Genomic DNA, 23,534 nt, shown 5'->3' with positions numbered 1-23,534 from the left:
ACAGGGGTTTTCTGCGTTTACGGTGACTTTTTGCAGCGGTTTCTTGGATGGCAGTGGGCCCCTCGGATCGAGGGGCCCACTTTTGTTGTGCGCTCAGAGCCGGCCGGCTGCCTTGAGGGCCAGATAGGCGTCGGCAAGAGCCGGGGCGAGCTCTTCCGGGGGAGCATCGACGACGGTGACACCGTGGCGTTGCAACTGTTCCGCGGTGCGGTGGCGTTCCGCCTGGGCTTGAGCCGCGGACGCGGCCGCGTACACCGCCTCGGGATTTCCCCTCGACGCCGCCATTCGGGCGACGTACGGATCTGCCACGGAGGCCACCAGGACCGTATGCCGCTGGGTGAGGCGTGAGAGCACGGGGAGGAGGCCCTCTTCGATGGGGGCCGCGTCGAGGCTCGTCAGCAGGACGATCAGGGAACGGCGAGGGGCCGTACGCAGTGCTGTGGCGGTGAGACCGCGAGCGTCGGTCTCGACGAGTTCCGGTTCCAGGGTCGACATCGCGTTGACCAGCGACGGGAGGAGCTCGCCGGACGCGCGGCCCTGGACGAGCGCACGTACCCGACGGTCGTATGCGAGGAGGTCCACGCGGTCGCCGGCGCGGGACGCCAGGACCGCGAGCAGGAGGGCCGCGTCCATGGAGGCGTCCAGGCGCGGTGCGTCGCCGACCCGGCCGGCGGAGGTGCGGCCGGTGTCGAGGACCAGAAGGATGTGCCGGTCGCGTTCGGGACGCCAGGTACGGACGGCGACCGTGGAATGGCGGGCCGTGGCGCGCCAGTCGATGGAACGGGTGTCGTCGCCGGGGACGTATTCGCGAAGGCTGTCGAACTCCGTGCCTTCGCCGCGGGTCAGCACACTGGTGCGGCCGTCGAGTTCGCGGAGCCGGGCCAGTTTGGACGGCAGGTGCTTGCGGCTGGTGAAGGGAGGCAGGACGCGCACGGTCCACGGGACCTGGTGGCTGCCCTGTCGCGCGTAGAGACCGAGAGGGCCGTACGAGCGGATCGTGACGCGGTCGGCCTGGCGGTCACCACGGCGGGTGGGGCGCAGACGGGTGGTCAGACGGCGCCGCTCGCCGGGTGGGACGGTGAGGCGGTGACGCGAGGCGGCCGTCTCGGTGCCCGGCTCCCAGCTGCTCGGCGGCCATGCGTCACGGAGGCGGGCACGCAAGGGGCGACCGGACGGGTTGGTGACGGTGAGGGTGACGTCCGCCGTCTCGCCGAGGCGTACGGAGGTGTCACCCGAGCGGGTCAGGCCGAGACTCCGTACGGGGGCGGCCAGTACGGCGTCGCAGGCGCAGGCCAGGGCCAGCGGGGCGTTCACGGCGAGGACGCCCAACCAGCTCGGCTCCAGGATGCCGACGGGCAGTGAGCCGATGGCCGCCAGGAGGGCGGTGCGTCCGGTGAGTGCCATCAGCGGGGGACGGGGACGTGGGCGAGGATCGCGTTGATGACGGAGTCGGCCGTGACGCCCTCCATCTCCGCTTCGGGGCGCAGTTGGATGCGGTGGCGGAGGGTGGGCAGGGCCAGGGCCTTCACGTCGTCGGGGATGACGTAGTCGCGGCCGGTCAGCCAGGCCCAGGCGCGGGCCGTGGCGAGGAGGGCGGTCGCGCCACGGGGGGACACACCGAGGGTCAGGGACGGCGACTCGCGGGTGGCGCGGCAGATGTCCACCACGTAGCCGGTGATCTCGGGGGAGACGGCGGTCTTTGCGACGGCGGTCCGCGCGGCTTCCAGATCCGCGGGGCCCGCGACGGGGCGTACGCCGGCGGCGCGCAGGTCGCGCGGGTTGAAGCCTTCGGCGTGACGGGTGAGGACGTCGATCTCGTCCTGGCGCGACGGGAGAGGGATCGTCAGTTTGAGGAGGAAGCGGTCCAGTTGGGCTTCGGGGAGCGGGTAGGTGCCCTCGTACTCGACGGGGTTCTGGGTCGCGGCGACGAGGAACGGGTCGGGGAGCGGGCGCGGGGTGCCGTCGACCGTGACCTGGCGCTCCTCCATCGCTTCGAGGAGGGACGACTGTGTCTTGGGCGGGGTGCGGTTGATCTCGTCGGCCAGGAGGAGGTTGGTGAAGACCGGGCCGGGCTGGAAGGAGAACTCGGCGGTGCGGGCGTCGTAGACCAGGGAGCCGGTGACGTCGCTGGGCATCAGGTCCGGGGTGAACTGGACCCGCTTGGTGTCGAGGTCGAGTGCGGATGCCAGGGCGCGGACGAGCAACGTTTTGGCGACCCCGGGGACTCCTTCAAGTAGAACGTGTCCGCGGCAGAGGAGGGCGACGACGAGGCCGGTCACGGCGGGGTCCTGGCCGACCACGGCTTTGGCGATCTCGGCCCGCAGGGATTCCAGGGAGGTGCGGGCGGTGCCCGGATCCCCGGCGTACCCGGCGTTGTCAGTGGTCGGGTCCATCATGAACGGCGTACCTCTCTTTCGAGGGCGTCGAGTTGGTCGGCGAGGGAGACAAGGGCCGTGTCGTCGTGGGGCGGCGGCCCGAAGAGAAGGGGGTGCAGGGCCTGGCCGTCGCCCTGGAGGTGAGCGGACAGGGCGGGGAGCAGGGCTTCGGGCGCGTGCGCCTGAGTGGGAGGCACGCCCACGAGGGGGGCGAGACGGGTGCGCGTGGTGGAGCGCAGGGCCGCCGCGGCACGGTCGCGGGCGTCGGCCTTGCGGTAGAGGCGGGCGCGGCCTTCGACGGTTTCGGAGGCGCGGATCGCGACGGGGAGTCGTTCGGGCACGAGGGGGCCCAGTCGTCGTGCCCGCCAGAGGGCGGCCAGGGCTGCCGCGATGAAGAGTTGCAGTGTGCCCCACAGCCAGCCGGAGGGGAGCAGGTCGAAGAAGCCCTGGTCGCCGGTGTCGGTGGCCGAGTCGTCGGAGAGCGAGGGGAGGTACCAGACCAAGTGGGAGCGGGAACCGAGCAGTTGGAGGGCGAGCGAGGCGTTGCCCTGCTCGTCGAGACGATCGTTGTAGAAGATGTCGGGGGCGCCGAGGACGACGGTGTCGCCGCTCCCGGAGGCCGCCGGGATGCGCAGCAGCGTGGGCAGGCCGTCGCTGGGGTAGCACCTGTCGGCGTCGGGGGCGGGTGTGGTGTAGCGGACGCCGCCCGTGTCGGCGCTGCCCGCTCGCCTGGCCGCGGGCAGGGCGCAGTCGGGGGAGAGCGTCGAGTCGAAGCTGACCGCGGGGTCGGCGCTGACCTGGGGGGCCAGGGTGCCGACGGAGGGCGACCCGGGGGAGACGAGGACGGTGCGGCCGCCGGAGGTCGCTGTCGCCGCGTGCAGAAGCCTCTGCTGACGTTCGGTCAGCAGGTCGGGGGCGGCGATCAGGAGCGTGGTGTCGGCGCCGGCCGCCGCTCGGGCCTCGTCCAGGGTGGTGACCACGCGCGTGGAGACCCCCCGGTCGGCGAGGAGTTCGGCGACGGCACGACTGCCGTAGGGATCGGTGGAGCGCGGATCGAGGCGGCCGTGCTGGGCGTCCGAGCGGACCACGGCGATCGCGATCGCGGCGGCCAGCAGGAGCACGGCGGCGAGCAGGATGCCTCGGCCGCGTGTCCACACCTGGCGGGCGGTGGGCGACACCGAGGTGGACGGGAGGGTGGCCTCCGTCATGAGGCGGCCCCCTGGCGGTCGTTGTGGGCCGTGCTCTGCGCGCTGCTGGTGAGGACGGGCTTGGTGCGTTCCAGCTCGCCGTCGAGCTCGGTGAGGCGGCGGTACACGCGCGTGTCGGCGGCCCTGCCGCCGTATGTGACGTCGTCGAAGTCCCGGGCCGCGGTGTGCAGTCGGTCCGTGTGGGCCGGCAGGGCGCGGCTCGCTTCCGCGGCTGCCTCGTCCGCCGTGCGCCCGGGACGCGGTTCGAGGAGGGCGCGTTCCTCCAGGGAGCGGACGATGGCGCGCATCCGTTCCTGGACGGCCTGGTTCCAGTGGCCCTGGGCGGCGTGCGCCTCGGCGGCGGCCCGGTGCTCCGCGGCGCTCTTGGGGCGGTCGTCGAAGAGCGTGGCGGACGACGTGGGGGTGCGGCGGGGGGTGCCCAGGCGCCACCACAGGGCGGCCACGACCGCGATCACCGCCAGCAGGATGACGACCAGTCCGAGTGCTCCTCCGGGTGTCGCGGAGGAGGCGGCACTGAACAGTTCGTCGACCCACTTCCAGAAGGCGTTCAGGGCGCGCTGGACCAGGCCGGGGTCGTTCTCGTGGTACATCGGCTTGGACAGCTCGCGTCTGGCCGCCTCCCGCGCGGGATCGCGAGGCGTCGTCACCGGTGGTTCGTCGCCGCGCGGCAGCGCGAGGACGCCGGCGGCGCCGGTGTGCGGCAGTGCGAGCACCGCAGTGAGAACTCCCCCCACCGGGCTCACCGCATCAGCTCCCCGGAGTGGTGCCGGTCGATCCGCCGTAGTTCTCGACGCCGGCGGCGCGGGCCAGGTCGAGGTCGAGGGCCTCGCGGCGGATGCGCTGATCGATGTAGAGGAGGACGGTGACGCCGGCCGTGATCGGGAAGGTCAGCATGGACCCGATCACCGAGCCGATGCCGCTGACGATGAGGAACGTCCAGCCGAGGTCGCCGCCGCTGCTGTCGAGGAAGCTGCTCATGCCGTCGCCGCTGAGCGCGGCGGCGAGGATCGCGAAGGGGATCACGACGATCGACGCCACGATGTTCGCGATGATCGTGGCGAGCAGCTGGATGCCGAAGACCCGCCACCAGGAGCCGCGCACGAGCTTCGAGGAGCGGCGCATCGACTTCACGATGCTCTGCTTCTCCAGCATCAGGGCGGGAGAGGCGAGCGAGAAGCGGATCATCAGCCAGAGGGCGACGACACCCATGCCGAGTCCGCCGAGGACGGCGAGTGCGGCGCCCGCGTCACCCGCGCCGGCCAGGGCGGCGAGCAGACCGGGCAGCGTGCCGACGCCGACGACCACGAGGGCGATGAGCGGCAGCAGGAAGGTCAGGCCGAACAGCTTCGGCAGCTGAGGGCGGGCGTCGTGCCAGGCCTCGGCCGTCGTCACCGACTTGCCGAGCACCGCGCGGCTGGTCACGGACGTGAGCAGCGCCGTGGCGACGATGGTGCCGAGCAGCGTGATGAGCAGGACGACACCGGAGCTCAGCAGGGTGTCGCCGAGGGCACGGCTCAGCTCGCCGACCGTGGCGCTGGGGTCGTTGAGGACGTCCGTGTCGGTGTTGTCGTCCAGGACGAAGCCCTGGAGCAGGATGACCGCGATCTCGGTGACGACGGCGACGGCGAGAGAGATGCCGAGGACGGTGCGCCAGTAGGTGCGCATCGTGGAGACCGCGCCGTCGAGGATCTCGCCGACGCCGAGGGGGCGCAGTGGGATCACGCCGGGCTTGGCGGCGGGGGGCGGCCCACCCCAGTTGCCTCCCCAGCCGGCGGGACCGCCGGGGCCGCCGGCTCCGCGGCCGGGGCCTCCCCATCCGCCGTACCCGCCGCCCTGGCCTCCGTGGCCGCCGGTTCCGGCGGGGGGCCGTCCGCCCCAGCCCTGAGCGGGCGACGGTGGCGGAGGTGGGGCCTGGCCTGGGCCCTGCGGGCTGGGAGCGGACCACTGGCCGGGCGGGGGCTGCTCCTTGGACCACTTCGAGGGCTGCTCCGGCTGGTCCGTGCCGCCTTGGTCCGAGGGCTTGTCCGTGGGCTGCGTGGTGCCGGAGGAATCCGGCTCCTGCCCGTCGGAGGGGGCAGATCCGGGCGAGGCCCAGCCCGGAGTGTCGTTCATCGTCGCTCCTTCACGGTGCCCGTCCGCGGTCGCGGCGGCAGCTTGGCAGCCATCGTGCCACGGTGCGCTCGGCAAGGGACCGGCCGCCGTATGGGCTGCACACCTTCAATTGTCCGCCCGGTACGGGGCAGACTGGGCGGATGGCTGATCAGTACGCGCAATCCCGCGAGGACAGCGGGTCGACGGACATACCCGCGATCCGCTGGGACGAGCCCCCCGAAGGCCCCGTACTGGTGCTTCTCGACCAGACGAGACTGCCGGCCGAAGAAGTCGAGTTGGTGTGCACCGACGCGCCCGCCCTGGTGGAGGCGATCCGCACGCTCGCCGTGCGCGGGGCGCCGCTGCTCGGCATCGCCGGGGCGTACGGCGTCGCGCTCGCCGCCGCGCGCGGCTTCGACGTGGACGAGGCCGCCGCGGCGCTGGCCGGGGCGCGGCCCACGGCGGTGAACCTCGCCGTCGGTGTGCGCCGGGCCCAGGCCGCGTACCGGGCCGCGCTCGTCGGCGGCTGTGATCAGGACCAGGCCGCGGCGGCGGCGCTCGCCGCGGCGCGGGCGCTGCACCAGGAAGACGCCGAGGCCAGCACGCGGATGGCCGGGCACGGGCTGGCGCTGCTCGACGAGCTGCTGCCGGGCGGCGGGCACCGGATCCTGACGCACTGCAACACCGGGGCGCTGGTGTCCGGTGGGGAGGGTACGGCGTTCGCGGTGGCGCTCGCGGCGCACCGGACAGGGAAGTTGCGACGGCTGTGGGTGGACGAAACGCGTCCGTTGCTGCAAGGTGCTCGCCTGACGGCGTACGAGGCGGCGCGCAACGAGATGGCGTACACCTTGCTCACGGACAACGCGGCGGGGTCGCTGTTCGCGGCGGGCGAGGTGGACGCGGTACTGATCGGTGCCGACCGGATCGCGGCCGACGGTTCGGTGGCGAACAAGGTGGGGAGCTATCCGCTCGCGGTGCTGGCGCGGTATCACCACGTGCCGTTCATCGTGGTGGCGCCGCTGACGACGGTGGATCCGGACACCCCGGACGGAGCATCCATCGAGGTCGAGCAGCGCGCCGGTCATGAAGTGACCGAGGTCACAGCACCGCTGGTGCCGGTGGCGGGAGTGGAAGCGGGAGGCGGGATGCCGGTGGCACCCCTGGGGACCCAGGCGTACAACCCGGCGTTCGACGTGACGCCGCCCGAGTTGGTGACGGCGATCGTCACCGAAGGGGGCGTCGTGTCGCCCGTGACGGCTGAGGCGCTTGCTGAGCTGTGTGACAGGTCACGCCAGGTAACGATTTAGTTAATGGGATGATGTCGTTTATGAAGGGACGAGTCCTTGTCGTCGATGACGACACCGCACTGGCCGAGATGCTCGGCATCGTGTTGCGTGGCGAAGGTTTTGAGCCGTCTTTCGTAGCCGACGGCGACAAGGCGCTGGCCGCTTTTCGTGAGACCAAGCCCGATCTGGTGCTTCTGGACCTGATGCTGCCCGGCCGGGACGGCATCGAGGTGTGCCGCCTGATCAGGGCGGAGTCCGGGGTGCCGATCGTGATGCTCACGGCGAAGAGCGACACCGTCGATGTGGTGGTCGGCCTCGAGTCGGGTGCCGACGACTACATCGTGAAGCCGTTCAAGCCAAAGGAGCTGGTGGCGCGGATCCGGGCGCGGTTGCGTCGTTCGGAGGAGCCGGCACCCGAGCAGTTGGCCATCGGTGACCTCGTCATCGACGTCGCCGGTCACTCTGTGAAGCGGGACGGCCAGTCGATCGCGCTGACGCCGCTGGAGTTCGATCTGCTGGTGGCGCTGGCCCGCAAGCCGTGGCAGGTGTTCACCCGTGAGGTCCTGCTGGAGCAGGTGTGGGGCTATCGCCACGCGGCGGACACCCGCCTGGTCAACGTGCATGTACAGCGGCTGCGCTCCAAGGTCGAGAAGGACCCGGAGCGGCCGGAGATCGTGGTGACCGTCCGTGGTGTCGGTTACAAGGCCGGACCGAGCTGACATGTCCCGGGACAGTGCCGCTTCGGCGCCCGGCGAGTCGGGGGTCCGTTCGGGGCGGCCTGTCGGCCGGAAGATGACGGGCTCCCGCTGGGGACGGTTCATGGAGGGCGGGCTGCTGCAGGGCGGAGTCCAGGGCAGCCCGGTCCTTCGGTTGTTCATGCGCTGGGTGCGTCGTCCGCTGCTGCCCGTGATGCGGCTGTGGCGGCGCAATATCCAGCTCAAGATCGTCGTCACGACGCTGCTGATGTCACTCGGTGTCGTGCTGCTGCTCGGCTTCGTCGTCATCGGGCAGGTCCGCAACGGCCTGCTGGATGCCAAGGTGAAGGCGTCGCAGAGCCAGGCCACGGGTGGTTTCTCGGTGGCCAAGCAGAAGGCGGACGCCGCGGTGACGGCCGACGGTGATGACGGTTCGAGTGCGGACGGCCGTCCGTCGAAGAACGTCGGCCAGTGGATGAGCGACCTCGTGGTGTCCCTGTCCAGTGGTGGCCAGGGCGCCTTCGACGTGGTGACGCTCAGCTCCAGCGCGGCCGGCGGCGGAGCGGGACTGGGACCGCGCTACTCGGGCGACGTCGATCCGACGGTGAGCGTGCCGGTGTCGCTGCGCGAGCGGCTGGACAGCAACACGCTCGCGGCCCAGAGCTATACGCGAGTCGTCTACAAGGACGGTAGGCCGTCGCAGCCGGCGCTGGTCATCGGCAAGCAGGTCAACGACCCGAACGGAGATCCGTACCAGCTCTACTACCTCTTCCCGCTGACGCAGGAGGAGAAGTCGCTGAGCCTGGTCAAGGGGACGCTGGCGACGGCAGGTCTGTTCGTCGTGGTGCTCCTCGGGGCGATCGCGTGGCTCGTGGTGCGTCAGGTCGTCACGCCGGTGCGGATGGCCGCCGGGATCGCCGAGCGGCTGTCGGCGGGGCGCCTCCAGGAACGTATGAAGGTCACCGGCGAGGACGACATCGCACGCCTCGGTGAAGCCTTCAACAAGATGGCCCAGAACCTGCAGCTGAAGATCCAGCAGCTGGAGGACCTGTCGCGGATGCAGCGGCGGTTCGTGTCCGACGTGTCGCACGAGCTGCGTACGCCGCTGACCACCGTCCGGATGGCGGCCGACGTCATCCACGAGGCGCGGGTGGACTTCGACCCGGTGACGGCGAGGTCCGCGGAGCTGCTGGCCGACCAGCTGGACCGGTTCGAGTCGCTGCTCGCGGACCTGCTGGAGATCAGCCGGTTCGACGCGGGCGCGGCGGCGCTGGAGGCGGAGCCGATAGACCTCAGGGAGGTCGTCCGCCGCGTGGTCAGCGGTGCCGAGCCGCTCGCCGAGCGCAAGGGCACGCACATACGTGTCGTCGGCGACCAGCAGCCGGTGGTCGCCGAGGCGGACGCCCGGCGTGTGGAGCGGGTGCTGCGCAACCTCGTCGTCAACGCCGTGGAGCACGGCGACGGCAAGGACGTGATCGTCAAGCTCGCCTCGGCGGGCGGGGCGGTCGCGATCGCCGTCCGCGACTACGGCGTCGGGCTCAAGCCCGGCGAGGCGACCCGGGTCTTCAGCCGCTTCTGGCGGGCCGACCCGGCACGTGCGCGTACCACCGGCGGAACGGGCCTCGGGCTGTCCATCGCCCTGGAGGACGCGCGGCTGCACGGCGGCTGGCTCCAGGCGTGGGGCGAGCCGGGCGGCGGTTCGCAGTTCCGGCTGACACTGCCGCGGACCGCGGACGAACCGCTCAGGGGGTCGCCGATACCGCTGGAGCCCAAGGACTCGCGGCGCAACCGGGGACTCAACGACGCGGGTCTGCCGCTCGGCGGCAGCGGCAAGCTGGCCACGGTGCCGGTGCAGCAGCAGGCGGGCGGCGGAAGCGCGTCGTCCGCAGCACCGTCGCGGGGCCCGATAGTGCCGCGCATGGCCGGGGCGTCGCCCACGGCCGACCCGACGGCGCTGCCGGGCAGCGGCTCACGGGTGGTGCCGAGGCCGGCCGGATCGGTGCGGCGCCAGGACGACGCGCCGACGGACGGCGAGCGGACCGGGCAGGAGCGGGGGCGGGACGGCGTAGAGCCGGAGGAACTCGGGCATGGGGAGGCATTTCGTGGGCGTTGACCGCGAGGGGAGCGGTGGTCGTCGACGTCCGGTTCGGGTGGGGGCGTATGCCTGCTGTGGTGCCCTGCTGCTGGCCGGGTGCGCGTCGATGCCGGACAGCGGGGACCTGCGCGGCGTCGAGTCCACGCCGCGGCAGGACTCGCAGGTCCGCGTCTACGCGATGCCGCCCAGGGACGACGCCCAGCCCGCGGAGATCGTGCAGGGCTTCCTCGAGGCGCTGACGAGCGACGACGCGAAGTACGAGACGGCGCGCAAGTACCTGACGGAGAGCGCCGGCAAGGTGTGGGACCCGTACCGGTCCACGACCGTGCTGACGGACGCGCCGAACCCCGAGTCGGGCAACGCCGGAAACCGTGACGGCGCCGACGGCAGCTCCCTGTACCGGCTCAGCGGCAGCAAGGTCGCCACGGTGGACGTGCAGCACGCGTACTCGCCCGACTCCGGCACCTACAGCAAGACGGTGCACCTCACGCGGCTGAAGGACACCAAGCAGTGGCGCATCGACGGGCTGCCGCAGGGCGTGGTGATGGGCAAGTCCGACTTCCAGCGCAACTACGTGTCGATCAACAAGTACTACTACACGTCGAACTCGAACTCCGGGGCCGGCGGCCCGCTGGGGACCGTCGCCGACCCGGTCTACGTGCGCGAGCAGGTGGACCCGATGACCCAGATGGTCCGGGCGCTCCTGAAGGGCCCCACGCGCTGGCTGGACCCGGTCGTCAGGTCGAGCTTCCCCTCGGGCACGGAGCTGAAGAAGGGCGTCAAGTCGCTGTCGCCCGACGACCGCAACAGGGTCACCGTGCCGCTGAACCACAAGGCGGATCACGTCGGACGGTCCCAGTGCACCAGGATGGCCGCCCAACTCCTTTTCACCTTCCAGGACCTGACGCCCACCGGTGTGGACGAGGTGGAGCTGCAGAAGTCGGACGGATCGCAGCTGTGCGTGCTCACGGAGAACCAGGCCGGGACCGTCGCCTCGCACGGTACGGGGCACCGCCCCGAGTACCAGTACTTCATCGACGACAAGCAGCGGCTCGTGCGCATGCCCAACGGCGACAAGAAGCCCGAGCCGGTGCCCGGTGCGCTCGGCGAGGGTGACAAGAAGCTGCGGGCGGCGGCGGTGTCGCGGGACGAGAGCAGCGCGGCCGGGGTGTCGACCGACGGGAGTTCCCTGTACGTCGGGTCGCTCGTGTCGGGTGGTTCGCTCGGTGAGGCGGTGCTGCACAGCGCGGGCCGCACGGAGGACGACCGGCTGACGACGCCCAGCTGGGACGGACGGGGCGACCTGTGGGTGGCCGACCGCGACCCGAAGAAGCCCCGGCTGCTTCTGCTGCGCAAGGGTGAGGGCGAGCCGCTGACGGTCGAGACACCGAGCCTCGACGGTCGCGTCGAGGCGGTGCGCGTGGCCGCCGACGGGGTGCGGATCGCGTTGATCGTCGAGAAGGACGGGAAGAGCTCGCTGCAGATCGGCCGCATCGTCCGGGACACCAGCGGTGACCAGCCCACCGTGTCGATCCTCGAACCCCGCTCGGTGGCGCCTCAGCTGGAGGAGGTCACGGCGATGTCGTGGGCCGGGGACAGCCGGCTCGTGGTCATCGGACGCGAGCAGGGCGGCGTCCAGCAGATGCGGTACGTCCAGGTCGACGGCTCCGCCCCGGTCGGCACGGCGCCCTCGACGCTGACGGGGGTCAAGGAGATCGCCGCGTCCGAGGACGAGCGGCTGCCGCTGGTGGCGCACTCGGAGGAGGACGGCATCGTGCGGCTCTCGTCCGGCGAGCAGTGGCAGAAGGTCGTCAAGGACGGGACAGCGCCGGTCTACCCCGGATAGGGGTCCCGCTCGCCGGACGGCCCGCAGAGCTGACGGGCGTCCGTCCGGCCGCGCGCGGAGCCGACAGACCTTCGCCCGACCGCGCGCGGAGCCGACAGACCTTCGCCCGACCGCGCTCGAAGCCGCCGGGCCTCCGCCCGGCGGCGTGCGACGGCGTGTCTACGCCAGACGTGCACCGGCGTACAGGCCACGTCTTTACGCCGGTGCACCGGCAGGCCCCGTGTCGTACGGGTCCTCGGCCTCGTGCTCGTACGGCGTGCGCCGAGCCCCCGGAGGGCGGCCGCTCCCGACACCTGCGCGCGTTGTCCACAGGGAGTTGTCCACAGGGGTGGCCGGTAAGTCCCCGTATTGGCACAGTGGTGGTCATGCGGGGGTGGTGGCAGGACCTCACCGACCTGGTGCTGCCGGCCGAGTGCGGAGGCTGCGGACGGCCTCGTACGGTGCTCTGCCCGGAGTGCCGTGCCGCCCTGACCGGGGCCGCACCGCGCCGGGTGCGACCGGTGCCGGAGCCGTGCGGGCTGCCCGTGGTGCACGCGGCGGCTCCCTACGAGGACGAGGTGCGGGCAGCGTTGCTCGCCCACAAGGAAAGGGGCGCTCTGGCGCTCGCGGCCCCTCTCGGAGCGGCCCTGGCGGGGGCCGTACGGGTAGGGCAGGGCTGCGCGCGACGTGCTGGTCCGGACGCACGCCACACGGCTTCGGAGAGGCGGCTCAGGGGCAGGAAGGGGTCAACGTGCGACGCGGGAGCCGGGCCGTTGCTCCTCGTCCCCGTGCCGTCGTCACGGCGGGCCGTGCGGGCCCGGGGACACGATCCGGTGCGCCGGATCGCGCTCGCGGCGGCGGGCGAACTGCGGCGCACCGGGACACCGGCCAGGGTGGCGGCCGTGCTGCGGCAGCGGCGCGCCGTGGCCGACCAGTCGGGACTCAATTCCCGCCAGCGGCTGGACAATCTCGCGGGCGCCCTGGAGGTGGCCGCCGGAGGTGCGCGGCTGCTGGTGGACGGCGGGCCGGTGGTGCTCGTGGACGACCTGATGACGACGGGCGCCTCGTTGACGGAGGCGGCACGAGCCGTCCGGATGGCTCGATCGGCCGTACGGCAAGTGGGTGAAGAGGAGGACGGGGCGGATCTGACGGAAGTGATTCGGCGAATGGCGGGTACTGGCGAAGTCATGGACGGGAGGCCCGACACGACCTGCGCGGCCGTGATCGCGGCGTCACCAGACGCTTTCGAAATAAACCGGAACTGACAGAGAACTTGCATCGTTGCAGGTAATGAGACGGTCAATTCACCTGAACGGAGGTACGCCGCAGTAGAGGGTGACGACATCCGTCCGGGCGAGATATGTTCGGTTGTGAGGCAATGGCGCAGGCCGGACCTCGCTAATCCGAATGCCGTGCTGCGGGTTTCCGGCAATCACCCGCATCGGTGGGGTGGAGATCTTGCCCATGGGGGAGGAGGAGGTGAAAGTCACCGAGTCCGAGGTTCCGGGAGACACCGGAGCCGGGTGCAAAAGGGAGATGCTCCGCCAGTGGAGCGGAGCTATCCGGGAACGGAGTTCTGCGTGGACATCGTCGTCAAGGGCCGCAAGACCGAGGTGCCCGAGCGGTTCCGCAAGCACGTGGCCGAGAAGCTGAAGCTGGAGAAGATCCAGAAGCTCGATGGCAAGGTGATCAGCCTCGACGTCGAGGTGTCCAAGGAGCCCAACCCCCGACAGGCCGACCGTTGCGACCGAGTGGAGATCACCCTCCGCTCCCGCGGTCCGGTGATCCGGGCGGAGGCAGCGGCGAGCGACCCGTATGCAGCACTCGATCTGGCGGCGGACAAACTCGAGGCACGGCTGCGCAAGCAGCACGACAAGCGCTACACCCGCCGGGGCAACGGCAGGATCTCGGCAGCGGAGGTCGCCGACCACGTCCCCGGCGCCGCGACGCTGAACGGGAACGGGAGCGTCGTCCGCGAGGAGGAACCGGACAGTGTGCCGACCAAGAAGATCGGCTCGCTCGAGGTCATGGGCGAAGGCCCCCTCGTCGTCCGCGAGAAGACCCACGTGGCCGCCCCGATGACGCTCGACCAGGCGCTCTACGAGATGGAGCTGGTCGGGCACGACTTCTACCTCTTCGTCGACTCCGAGACGAAGGAGCCCAGTGTCGTCTACCGACGGCACGCGTACGACTACGGCGTCATCCACCTCAGCACGGACCCCATGGTCACGCAGGCCGGAGCGGACGCGCCGGGCGGTGCGCTCGGCGGCTGACCCTCCCGGTGACAGCTGAGCAGGTGCCCCTGGAGCGCGTGTGCGCCCCCAGGGGCACCGGTGTGCGACCACTTGGAGCACCGCTCTGTCACCGCACTGTCGTCCGGGCATGGAATCATGGCCGCACCGGCCCAACCGGTGGGCCGTTGCCTTGGGTTGGCGATGGCACAGGAACACAGGCCACGGCCTTCAGGGGGAGGAACGATGGCGGACAGCTTCGGACCGATGCGTGACGACGACGCCGACGACGGCGTGGTCGGCATGGGCCCGGACTCGGGCTCTTCGCGCAAGGAGCCCATCCGGGTCCTCGTCGTGGACGACCACGCCCTCTTCCGCCGCGGTCTGGAGATCGTGCTCGCGGCCGAGGAGGACATCCAGGTCGTCGGCGAGGCGGGCGACGGGGCGGAGGCGGTCGACAAGGCGGCCGATCTGCTGCCCGACATCGTGCTCATGGACGTGCGGATGCCGAAGCGTGGCGGCATCGAGGCGTGCACCTCCATCAAGGAGGTCGCCCCCAGCGCGAAAATCATCATGCTGACGATCAGCGACGAGGAGGCCGACCTCTACGACGCCATCAAGGCGGGTGCCACGGGCTATCTCCTCAAGGAGATCTCCACGGACGAAGTGGCCACGGCCATTCGTGCGGTGGCGGACGGCCAGTCGCAGATCAGTCCCTCGATGGCGTCGAAGCTCCTCACCGAGTTCAAGTCGATGATCCAGCGCACCGACGAGCGCCGCCTGGTGCCCGCACCACGGCTCACCGACCGTGAGCTGGAGGTGCTCAAGCTCGTCGCCACGGGAATGAACAACCGGGACATCGCGAAGGAGTTGTTCATCTCCGAGAACACGGTCAAGAACCACGTGCGCAACATCCTGGAGAAGCTCCAGCTGCACTCCCGGATGGAGGCCGTGGTGTACGCGATGCGGGAGAAGATCCTCGAAATCCGCTGACCGCTGACCGCTGACCGCTGACCGCTGACCGCTGACCGCTGACCGCTGACCGCTGACCGCTGACCGCTGACCGCTGACCGCGTGAGGGCGTGACGGCCTGACCGCGTGAGGGCGTGACGGCCTGACCGCCTGACCGGCCCCGGCGGAGCCGCCGGCGTCTGCCAGGGCCCGCCGTGATCACGCCGGGCGACCCTCTGTCATCCCAGGGCGCGCGCCAGCTCCAGGGTGAGCGGCTCGCGAAGCTCCGGAGAGTCCACCCGTTCCACCCGTACGTCCGTGCAGTCGACCCAGCTCGCCGCCTCCACCAGGGCCTGGGCCACCGCGGGGACGGCCTTGGGGCCGTCGAGGCCGACCTGCTTGGCGACCAGAGTGCGGCCCTCCCGGGCGGGGTCCACACGGCCGACCAGACGGCCGCCGGCGAGAACCGGCATCGCGAAATAGCCGTACACCCGCTTCGGCTTGGGCGTGTACGCCTCCAGGCGGTGGGTGAAGCCGAAGATCCGCTCGGTGCGCGCCCGCTCCCAGATGAGCGAGTCGAACGGCGACAGGAGTGTGGTGCGGTGGCGGCCGCGCGGGGCCGCCTCCAGGGCCGCCGGGTCCGCCCACGCGTCCGCCGCCGCCCGGCCGGCCTGGCTCGCGCCGCTCCTGCCCTGCACCGGCTTGCCCCAGCCCTCCACCTTCACCGGGACCAGGCCCGAGTCCGCGATCACCGCGTCGACCTGCTCGCCCTTGAGGCGGTGGTAGTCGGCGATGTCCGCGCGCGTGCCGACGCCGAGGGACTGGCCCGCGAGACGGACGAGGCGGCGCAGGCACTCCGCGTCGTCCAGCTCGTCGTGCAGCAGCTCGTCCGGGATGGCGCGCTCCGCGAGGTCGTACACCCGCTTCCAGCCGCGTCGCTCCGTGCACACCACCTCGCCGTACATCAGCGCGCGCTCGACGGCGACCTTGGTGCCCGACCAGTCCCACCACTCGCTGGTCTTCTTCGCGCCGCCCAGATCCGTGGCGGTGAGCGGGCCTTCCGCCCGGAGCTGCTTGATCACCTGGTCGTACGTGCCGTCCGGCAGGTCGTGGTTCCAGTGCGGGCGGGAGCGGTAGGCGCGGCGGCGGAACGCGAAGTGGGGCCACTCCTCGACGGGGAGGATGCAGGCGGCGTGCGACCAGTACTCGAAGGCGTGCGTACCCGTCCAGTAGGCCGAGTCGACCGTCTTGCGGCCCACGGCGCCGAGACGGGCGTACGGCACGAGCTCGTGGGAGCGGGCGAGCACGGAGATGGTGTCGAGTTGGACCGCGCCCAGGTGCCGCAACACTCCGCGGACGCCGGACCTGCGGTCCGGCGCTCCCAGGAAGCCTTGGGCCCGCAGGGCGATGCGGCGGGCTTCGTCGGCGGAGAGTTCTGCGAGGGGACGCGGGAGGCTCGTCATGCCCACACGGTAGGCGGTGCCACTGACAGTGGGCCCCGAGCCGGCTCACCTCGGGCCGAGGAGGCCGAGGGGCGCCGGGCCTCCGCCGACCCTCAGCCCCCCGACCGCCGGTCGGGGGCCGGCAGGTACGGAGCCGTCGAGGGCAGGCCCAGGTCCGAGGGGAGCAACGAGCCGACCCAGCAGTCGCGCCGTACGCCCTTGTTGTTGATGGCGGAGCGGAGGGTGCCCTCGATGACGAAGCCGGCGCGCTCGGCGACGGCGCGGGAGCCGGCGTTGCCGACCTCGGCGCGCCATTCGACGCGGTCGACGGACAGATCCGTGAAGGCCCAGCGCGAGGCGGCGACGGTGGCTTCGGAGATGTAGCCGCGGCCGCGGTGCTCCTTCGTCGCCCAGAAACCGACCTCGCCGACGCCGAGGGAACGCATCGTGATGCCGAGCATGCCCACCAGCTCGCCGGAGGGGAGGAAGACACCGAAGGTGAACATGGAGCCGTCCGCCCAGCCGTCCGGCACCATCTGGTCGGTGAAACCCGCCGCGTGCTCGCGCAGATACGGCGACGGGATGGTGGTCCAGCGCTGGATGTCCGAATCCTGGGCGGCCTCGTACACGGCGTCGGTGTCGTGCGGGCCCACGACGCGCAGCACGAGACGGTCGGTGGTCAGGGTGACGGGGTCCATCGGGCGATTCTGCTCGGGGAGGCCGGAGGGGCGCCATCCCTTTGCCGTGAGTGAGCGTCCGGTTACTTTTCGACGAGCGAACACGGCACCTTCGGCAGCCCCCGTCCGTTGTCCTAGTGGCTGTCGCGGGCAGACCTCCCGGCGCGGTGTGGTCCTCGCTTACGATGGCCGTTGCTCAAGCTGTGATTTGTAAGTGTCAGTGAAACCGACCGTCCCAGGCCCGACCGGCAAGGAGACAAACCCCCGTGTCCGTCCTCTCGAAGATCATGCGTGCAGGCGAAGGCAAGATCCTGCGCAAGCTGCACCGCATCGCGGACCAGGTCAACTCCATCGAAGAGGACTTCGTCGACCTCTCCGACGCCGAGCTGCGGGCCCTCACCGATGAGTACAAGCAGCGGTACGCCGACGGCGAAAGCCTCGACGACCTGCTGCCCGAGGCGTTCGCGACCGTCCGCGAGGCGGCCAAGCGCGTCCTGGGCCAGCGTCACTACGACGTGCAGCTGATGGGCGGCGCCGCGCTCCACCTCGGCTACGTCGCCGAGATGAAGACCGGTGAGGGCAAGACGCTCGTCGGCACGCTGCCCACGTATCTGAACGCCCTCTCCGGAGAAGGCGTCCACCTGATCACGGTCAACGACTACCTGGCCGAGCGCGACTCCGAGATGATGGGTCGCGTCCACAAGTTCCTGGGCCTGTCCGTCGGTTGCATCCTCGCCAACATGACGCCGGCCCAGCGCCGCGAGCAGTACGCGTGCGACATCACCTACGGCACGAACAACGAGTTCGGCTTCGACTACCTCCGCGACAACATGGCGTGGTCGCAGGACGAACTGGTGCAGCGCGGACACAACTTCGCGGTGGTCGACGAGGTCGACTCCATCCTCGTCGACGAGGCCCGTACGCCGCTGATCATCTCCGGCCCGGCCGACCAGGCCACCAAGTGGTACGGCGACTTCGCCAAGCTGGTCATCCGCCTCAAGAAGGGCGAGGCCGGCAACCCCCTCAAGGGCATCGAGGAGACCGGCGACTACGAGGTCGACGAGAAGAAGCGCACCGTCGCCATCCACGAGTCCGGCGTCTCCAAGGTCGAGGACTGGCTGGGCATCGACAACCTCTACGAGTCGGTGAACACGCCGCTCGTCGGTTACCTGAACAACGCCATCAAGGCCAAGGAACTGTTCAAGAAGGACAAGGACTACGTCGTCATCGACGGCGAAGTCATGATCGTCGACGAGCACACCGGTCGTATCCTCGCCGGCCGTCGCTACAACGAGGGCATGCACCAGGCGATCGAGGCGAAGGAAGGGGTGGACATCAAGGACGAGAACCAGACGCTCGCCACGATCACCCTGCAGAACTTCTTCCGCCTCTACGGCAAGCTCTCCGGCATGACCGGTACGGCGATGACCGAGGCCGCCGAGTTCCACCAGATCTACAAGCTCGGCGTCGTCCCGATCCCGACCAACAAGCCGATGGTCCGCAAGGACCAGTCCGACCTGATCTACCGCACCGAGGTCGCCAAGTTCGACGCGGTGGTCGACGACATCGCCGAGAAGCACGAGAAGGGCCAGCCGATCCTCGTCGGCACGACGTCCGTCGAGAAGTCCGAGTACCTCTCGCAGCAGCTGAGCAAGCGCGGCATCCAGCACGAGGTGCTGAACGCCAAGCAGCACGACCGGGAGGCGACGATCGTCGCCCAGGCCGGCCGCAAGGGCGCCGTGACCGTGGCCACGAATATGGCCGGTCGTGGTACCGACATCAAGCTCGGCGGCAACCCCGACGACCTCGCCGAGGCGGAGCTGCGCCAGCGCGGCCTCGACCCGGAGGAGCACATCGAGGAGTGGGCCGCCGCGCTTCCGGACGCCCTGGAGCGGGCCGAGAAGGCCGTGCGGGCCGAGTTCCAGGAGGTCAAGGACCTCGGCGGGCTCTACGTCCTCGGCACCGAGCGGCACGAGTCGCGCCGTATCGACAACCAGCTGCGCGGTCGTAGCGGGCGTCAGGGCGACCCGGGCGAGTCCCGCTTCTACCTGTCGCTCGGCGACGACCTGATGCGGCTCTTCAAGGCGCAGATGGTCGAGCGCGTCATGTCGATGGCCAACGTCCCCGACGACGTGCCGATCGAGAACAAGATGGTCACGCGCGCGATCGCGTCGGCCCAGTCGCAGGTCGAGCAGCAGAACTTCGAGACCCGCAAGAACGTCCTGAAGTACGACGAGGTCCTCAACCGCCAGCGCGAGGTCATCTACGGCGAGCGCCGCCGCGTCCTGGAGGGCGAGGACCTGCACGAGCAGATCCAGCACTTCATGGACGACACGATCGACGCGTACATCGCGGCCGAGACCGCCGAGGGCTTCGCCGAGGAGTGGGACCTGGACCGGCTGTGGGGCGCCTTCAAGCAGCTCTACCCGGTGAAGGTCACCATCGACGAGCTGGAGGAGGCGGCCGGTGACCGCGCCGGTCTGACCGCCGAGTTCATCTCGGAGTCCATCAAGGACGACATCCACGAGCAGTACGAGTCCCGTGAGGGCCAGCTCGGCTCCGAGATCATGCGTGAGCTGGAGCGCCGGGTCGTGCTGTCGGTCCTGGACCGCAAGTGGCGTGAGCACCTCTACGAGATGGACTACCTCCAGGAGGGCATCGGCCTGCGCGCCATGGCGCAGAAGGACCCGCTGGTCGAGTACCAGCGCGAGGGCTTCGACATGTTCAGCGCCATGATGGACGGCATCAAGGAGGAGTCCGTCGGCTACCTGTTCAACCTGGAGGTCCAGGTCGAGCAGCAGGTCGAGGAGGTCCCGGTCGAGGACACCGCGCCGTCCCTCGCCAAGGAGGACGTCGTCCCCGCCGGTGCGCGTCCGGAGATCCGCGCCAAGGGCCTCGACGCCCCGCAGCGACGGGACCGCCTGCACTTCTCCGCGCCGACCGTGGACGGCGAGGGAGGCATCGTCGAGGGCGACTTCACCCACGACGACGAGCCCGTGCGCTCAGAGGCCGACGGCCTCACGCGCGCGGAGCGCCGCAAGCAGCAGAAGGGTGCGCGTCGCCGCAGGAAGTGACGTTCGCCGCGCGCGCCGCCAGTGCGTGAAAGGGCCGGGCACCTCGGGGTGCCCGGCCCTTGGCGTTGCCCGGAGCCGCCGGTTCTCACGGTGCCCTGGGACACCGGGCTTTCGCGGTGCCCTGGGGCATCGCCCCGTCGCGTTGCCCGGGGCGCCGCCTTTCGCCGTGCCAGGCGGACCTTCGCGGCGCCCGGGTGTGCGGCGGCTCAGTCGTGGGGCATGCGGGGGCCGCCCAGTTCGACCGCCGTGCAGCGCCAGCGGAGGTCGGGGCCCTGTTCCAGGCGGAAGGCCATGGCGCGAAGCTGGTCACCGGCGCCGATCCGGGCGAACGCCTCGATGGCGCCGCGACGCGGCACGTAGTAGCCGATGTCCCGGACGACGGGCTGGGTGCCGCGGGTACGCAGGGGGCCGCGTTCGGCGAGCCAGGCCAACTCGTCGTAGGCGCGGCCCACGGTGTGGCGCAGCATGCAGTGCACGGGGCGCCGGCCGCTCAGCACGGCCACGAGGCGCTCCGCGAAGAGGTCGGTGGGCCGGGGCTGCGGGGCGGTCCGTCCAGGGCCGCGGACGGGCGTGCCGAGGGGCGCGTCGCAGCCCGGTGCCCTCACCGCGGCGCCCTCGGCCGTCGCCGTCGCCGTACGGCCGCGAGCGGGCGCCGTACGCGGCCCTGGGTGGACCGCCGGGGCGGAACGGGCGTACGTGCCCGTCTCCGACGTACGTGGGGACGTGCCCGTCTCCGATGTGCGAGAGGACGTGCCCGGCGCCGAGGTACGAGGAGACGCGCTTGGCGCTGTCGGACGGGGGCTTCCCGTGCCCGGCGGGGCCGGGAGGGCGCCGCCCGTGCCCGGCGGTGGTGGTGGCGGGCTGCCGCCCGGTGTCCTGCGCGCGCCCGGCGCCCGGGGCGGCGTGCCACCCGGGCCGCGGGTGTCCTGGCGCCCCGGCGGGCGGGTACCCGGGTGGCGCTTCGTCCTGGTCATCACCTTGTTCATGCGTCGTCCCCGGTCGCTGGGGCCCGGTCGATACCGAGCGGTAACTTGCGTCTTGGGGATCTTGTACGGGGCAGGGGAAGGCCTTCGCAACGAAGCGGTGCGCGTGTCGCGGCGGCCCGGGAGGTTCACCTATCAGGGGTGTCCGGTGGACGTCGGCCCTGTCGGCACGGGGGAGTGCCGGGTGAATCCTGGGCCCGGGGTGGACGTCGTGGAGGGTGCCTCCGGGGACTCGAAAGGGGACGCCCGCACGTATCCTGAAGGCCCTCCCGGGAGGCGTCCACCTCCCTCTCCGGAGGACCGCCCTCCTCGCAGTCCGACGACGAAAGTGGCAGCCATGCGCGTCTACGTCCCCCTGACCCTCTCCGGTCTCGCCGAGGCGTACAAGACGGGGGAGCTGGCGGCGGGACCGTTCGTCGCGTACGCCGTGACGCCCGCGCTGCGCGAGTGGTACCTGTCCGAGGACATCGAGGAGCTGGAGTACGCGGCGCTGAGCCGTGCCGCGCTGGCCTCGCTGCGGCTGCTCGCCGTCGACCCGGGTGCCGTACGGCGGCGGGTCGTCGTCGCGGTGGACGTGCCGGACCGGGCCGCCGTCGCCGACCCCGACCGGGGGCTCGATCCCGCGGCGCTCGGCGAGGTGCGGGTCTCCCAGGCCGTGACGCTGGCCAAGGCGGCGGCCGTGCACGTCGACGCGGACGACGCGGAGGCGGACGTCGCCGCGGCGGCCCAGGCGCTCGGCGCGGCGGACATGGGGGACGACGACGCCCAGTTCGTCGTGGACGGAGCCGAGGACCACGAGCTGCTGTGGTTCGCCACGCAGGAGATCCCCAACCTGGTGGGGCAGGGCGACTGACGCCCGCCCGCGGTACGGCCCTCGCGTAAGTCGGGGGCGCGATGTCAGTGGCGGCAGGTACGTTCTTGGTATGGGGATGCACGGAGCTGCGCACATCGTCTGGGACTGGAACGGCACGCTGTTCCACGACAATGAGGCGATCATCGGCGCGACGAACGCGGCCTTCGCCGAGCTGGGGCTGGAGCCGATCACGCTGGAGCGGTACCGAGCGCTGTACTGCGTACCGGTGCCGAAGTTCTACGAACGGCTGATGGGCCGGCTGCCCACGGACGCCGAGTGGCAGATCATGGACGAGACCTTCCACCGGTACTACGCGGAGCACCGCGTCGCGTGCGGGCTCACCGAGGGCGCGACCGAGCTGCTCGCGGGGTGGCGGTCGGCGGGGCGCAGCCAGTCGATCCTCAGCATGTACGTGCACGACGAACTGGTCCCGCTGGTCCGGGGATTCGGGATCGAATCGCACTTCATACGGGTCGACGGGCGGACCGGACCGTCCGGAGGCAGCAAGGCCGAGCACATGGTGCGGCACGTGGGTGCGCTCTCGGGTGTGGAGCCGTCCCGCGTCGTGGTGATCGGCGACGCGGCCGACGACGCGCTCGCCGCCCGGAGCGTGGGCGCGGGGGCCGTGCTCTACACCGGCGGCTCGCACAGTCGCGCCAGCCTGGAGGAGGTCGGCGTGCCCGTGGTGGACAGCCTGGCCGAGGCCGTCGAGGAAGCGCAGCGGCTGGCGGCCTGACCGGGGCGGGGAGCGGGCCTCGCCGGAGCCACGGAGCCACGGAGCCCGGAGGGGCAGTCCAGGGGCGTTCGGCATCCACGGCGCGATCGTCGGTGACGGCGGCACCGTCGGCCCTGCGCCCTCGCAGGCGCCCTGCCCACGCCCTCACGGACGGGCCGACAGCCGTCGGTGCCCCTGGCCGGTCTCACCCCGGTACGGCCCGCAGGACGCGGCCCACGGCCGCTCCCGGCGTCACCGACCGCGATCCCGGCCGGGGCCGGTCGGCACCCTCCTGCCGGTGCCCCACGACCGCGGGCACCGCCGCGGCCCGCTCCACGACCCTGCCCGATCGGTCGGGGCCCGCAGGGCTCCGCCCCGTCGACCGTCGCTCAGCTCGCCGGTGCCTTCGCGCGCAGCACCTTCAGGAACTCCCTCATCCAGCTGGAGTGGTCCGGCCAGGCGCGGGAGGAGACCAGGGTGCCGTCGACCACGGCCTCCGCGTCCTGGAAGGTCGCCCCGGCGGCCTGCATGTCGAGCTCCAGCGCGGGATACGCCGTGACCCGCCGCCCGCGCAGGCCGTCCACGGCAGCCGTCAGCAGGGGCCCGTGGCAGATCTGGGCCACCGGCTTGTCGGTGTCGAAGAAGGACTTGAGGATCTTGCGGAGTTCCGGGTCGTTGCGGAGGTACTCCGGTGCCCTCCCGCCGGGGATGACGAGAGCGGCGTACCGACTGGGCTCGACCTCGGCGAAGGCGAGGTCGGCGGGCCAGGTGTAGCCGGGCTTCTCCGTGTACGTGTCGAAGCCGGGTTCGAAGTCGTGGACCACGAACCGGAGCTGCTTGCGGGCGGGGGCGGCGATGTCGACCTCGTAGCCCTCCTCGCGCAGGCGCTGGTAGGGGTACAGGACCTCCAGCGACTCCGCCGCGTCGCCCGTGACGATCAGGATCTTCGTAGTCATGTCGGCCGCTCCCCTCGCCGTGTCCGAGTCGTGCGTCACCCATGTCCCACGTCCATTGTGCTGCCGTCCCCGGCGGC

19 protein-coding genes are annotated in these 23,534 nt (G+C 71.2%); 10 read left to right on the top strand and 9 right to left on the bottom strand.

What is annotated here, in order from left to right; genetic code table 11:
* Positions 1-93 precede the first annotated feature (93 nt).
* The 5 genes from BKI49_RS14875 to BKI49_RS14855 are packed head-to-tail and all read right to left on the bottom strand — an operon-like array spanning position 94 to position 5,695.
* Positions 94-1,404 carry a DUF58 domain-containing protein gene (locus tag BKI49_RS14875; protein WP_095934750.1) on the bottom strand — a complete coding sequence of 437 codons (1,311 nt, stop codon included), beginning with the start codon at positions 1,402-1,404 and terminating at the stop codon, positions 94-96.
* Complete coding sequence (locus BKI49_RS14870) at positions 1,404-2,393, bottom strand: AAA family ATPase (protein ID WP_095934749.1); 990 nt, start codon at positions 2,391-2,393, stop codon at positions 1,404-1,406. The genes BKI49_RS14875 and BKI49_RS14870 overlap by 1 nt, the downstream gene beginning before the upstream one ends.
* A complete protein-coding gene (locus tag BKI49_RS14865; protein ID WP_095934748.1) occupies positions 2,393-3,583 on the bottom strand; it encodes a DUF4350 domain-containing protein in 1,191 nt (396 codons plus the stop codon). The genes BKI49_RS14870 and BKI49_RS14865 overlap by 1 nt, the downstream gene beginning before the upstream one ends.
* Positions 3,580-4,326, bottom strand: coding sequence for a DUF4129 domain-containing protein (locus BKI49_RS14860; protein ID WP_095934747.1), 747 nt, complete (start codon positions 4,324-4,326; stop codon positions 3,580-3,582). The genes BKI49_RS14865 and BKI49_RS14860 overlap by 4 nt, the downstream gene beginning before the upstream one ends.
* Positions 4,327-4,330: 4 nt before the next feature.
* Entirely contained in the window at positions 4,331-5,695 is a 1,365-nt protein-coding gene (locus tag BKI49_RS14855) for a DUF7847 domain-containing protein (RefSeq protein WP_095934746.1), read from the bottom strand.
* A gap of 140 nt (positions 5,696-5,835) precedes the next feature.
* On the opposite strand from BKI49_RS14855, the gene mtnA reads away from it, so the two are divergent.
* The 7 genes from mtnA to BKI49_RS14815 all read left to right on the top strand — a co-directional run bounded on the left by mtnA (position 5,836) and on the right by BKI49_RS14815 (position 14,799).
* Positions 5,836-6,981, top strand: coding sequence for an S-methyl-5-thioribose-1-phosphate isomerase (mtnA, locus tag BKI49_RS14850; protein WP_095934745.1), 1,146 nt, complete (start codon positions 5,836-5,838; stop codon positions 6,979-6,981).
* Between the two features lie 8 nt (positions 6,982-6,989).
* Positions 6,990-7,679 carry a two-component system response regulator MtrA gene (mtrA, locus tag BKI49_RS14845; protein WP_015659998.1) on the top strand — a complete coding sequence of 230 codons (690 nt, stop codon included), beginning with the start codon at positions 6,990-6,992 and terminating at the stop codon, positions 7,677-7,679.
* Position 7,680: 1 nt separating this feature from the next.
* Complete coding sequence (mtrB, locus tag BKI49_RS14840) at positions 7,681-9,768, top strand: MtrAB system histidine kinase MtrB (protein ID WP_095934744.1); 2,088 nt, start codon at positions 7,681-7,683, stop codon at positions 9,766-9,768.
* On the top strand, positions 9,758-11,596 hold the full coding sequence (locus tag BKI49_RS14835; RefSeq protein WP_179332450.1) for an LpqB family beta-propeller domain-containing protein: 1,839 nt from the start codon (positions 9,758-9,760) through the stop codon (positions 11,594-11,596). The genes mtrB and BKI49_RS14835 overlap by 11 nt, the downstream gene beginning before the upstream one ends.
* Positions 11,597-11,961: 365 nt before the next feature.
* A complete protein-coding gene (locus BKI49_RS14830; protein WP_095934765.1) occupies positions 11,962-12,840 on the top strand; it encodes a ComF family protein in 879 nt (292 codons plus the stop codon).
* Between the two features lie 315 nt (positions 12,841-13,155).
* Positions 13,156-13,848, top strand: a complete 693-nt coding sequence (gene hpf, locus BKI49_RS14820) for a ribosome hibernation-promoting factor, HPF/YfiA family (RefSeq protein WP_373557551.1) — start codon at positions 13,156-13,158, stop codon at positions 13,846-13,848.
* 204 nt (positions 13,849-14,052) lie between these two features.
* The gene (locus BKI49_RS14815) at positions 14,053-14,799 is read left to right on the top strand and encodes a response regulator (RefSeq protein ID WP_095934740.1); all 747 of its coding nucleotides are present in this window, start codon (positions 14,053-14,055) and stop codon (positions 14,797-14,799) included.
* Between the two features lie 197 nt (positions 14,800-14,996).
* On the opposite strand, the gene BKI49_RS14805 is transcribed toward BKI49_RS14815, so the two are convergent.
* On the bottom strand, positions 14,997-16,220 hold the full coding sequence (locus tag BKI49_RS14805) for a winged helix-turn-helix domain-containing protein (protein ID WP_095934738.1): 1,224 nt from the start codon (positions 16,218-16,220) through the stop codon (positions 14,997-14,999).
* A gap of 92 nt (positions 16,221-16,312) precedes the next feature.
* Positions 16,313-16,897, bottom strand: coding sequence for a GNAT family N-acetyltransferase (locus BKI49_RS14800; protein WP_095934737.1), 585 nt, complete (start codon positions 16,895-16,897; stop codon positions 16,313-16,315).
* 245 nt (positions 16,898-17,142) lie between these two features.
* On the opposite strand from BKI49_RS14800, the gene secA reads away from it, so the two are divergent.
* A complete protein-coding gene (gene secA, locus BKI49_RS14795; protein WP_095934736.1) occupies positions 17,143-19,950 on the top strand; it encodes a preprotein translocase subunit SecA in 2,808 nt (935 codons plus the stop codon).
* Between the two features lie 206 nt (positions 19,951-20,156).
* Here secA and BKI49_RS14790 read toward each other — a convergent pair whose 3' ends face one another.
* Entirely contained in the window at positions 20,157-20,936 is a 780-nt protein-coding gene (locus tag BKI49_RS14790; RefSeq protein ID WP_095934735.1) for an Rv3235 family protein, read from the bottom strand.
* A 334-nt stretch (positions 20,937-21,270) separates the two neighbouring features.
* On the opposite strand from BKI49_RS14790, the gene BKI49_RS14785 reads away from it, so the two are divergent.
* Both BKI49_RS14785 and BKI49_RS14780 read left to right on the top strand, forming a co-directional pair.
* Positions 21,271-21,786, top strand: coding sequence for a DUF6912 family protein (locus BKI49_RS14785; protein ID WP_095934734.1), 516 nt, complete (start codon positions 21,271-21,273; stop codon positions 21,784-21,786).
* A gap of 70 nt (positions 21,787-21,856) precedes the next feature.
* Entirely contained in the window at positions 21,857-22,522 is a 666-nt protein-coding gene (locus BKI49_RS14780; RefSeq protein ID WP_095934733.1) for an HAD family hydrolase, read from the top strand.
* Positions 22,523-22,890: 368 nt separating this feature from the next.
* Here BKI49_RS14780 and BKI49_RS14775 read toward each other — a convergent pair whose 3' ends face one another.
* Complete coding sequence (locus BKI49_RS14775; RefSeq protein WP_095934732.1) at positions 22,891-23,457, bottom strand: DJ-1/PfpI family protein; 567 nt, start codon at positions 23,455-23,457, stop codon at positions 22,891-22,893.
* Positions 23,458-23,534: the final 77 nt, after the last annotated feature.

Source organism: Streptomyces sp. Tue6028 (genome assembly GCF_002300165.1).
Classification (GTDB): Bacteria; Actinomycetota; Actinomycetes; order Streptomycetales; family Streptomycetaceae; genus Streptomyces; species Streptomyces siamensis.
Note: the sequence above shows the minus strand (reverse complement) of the source record. Positions and strands in the feature narration are given on the sequence as shown.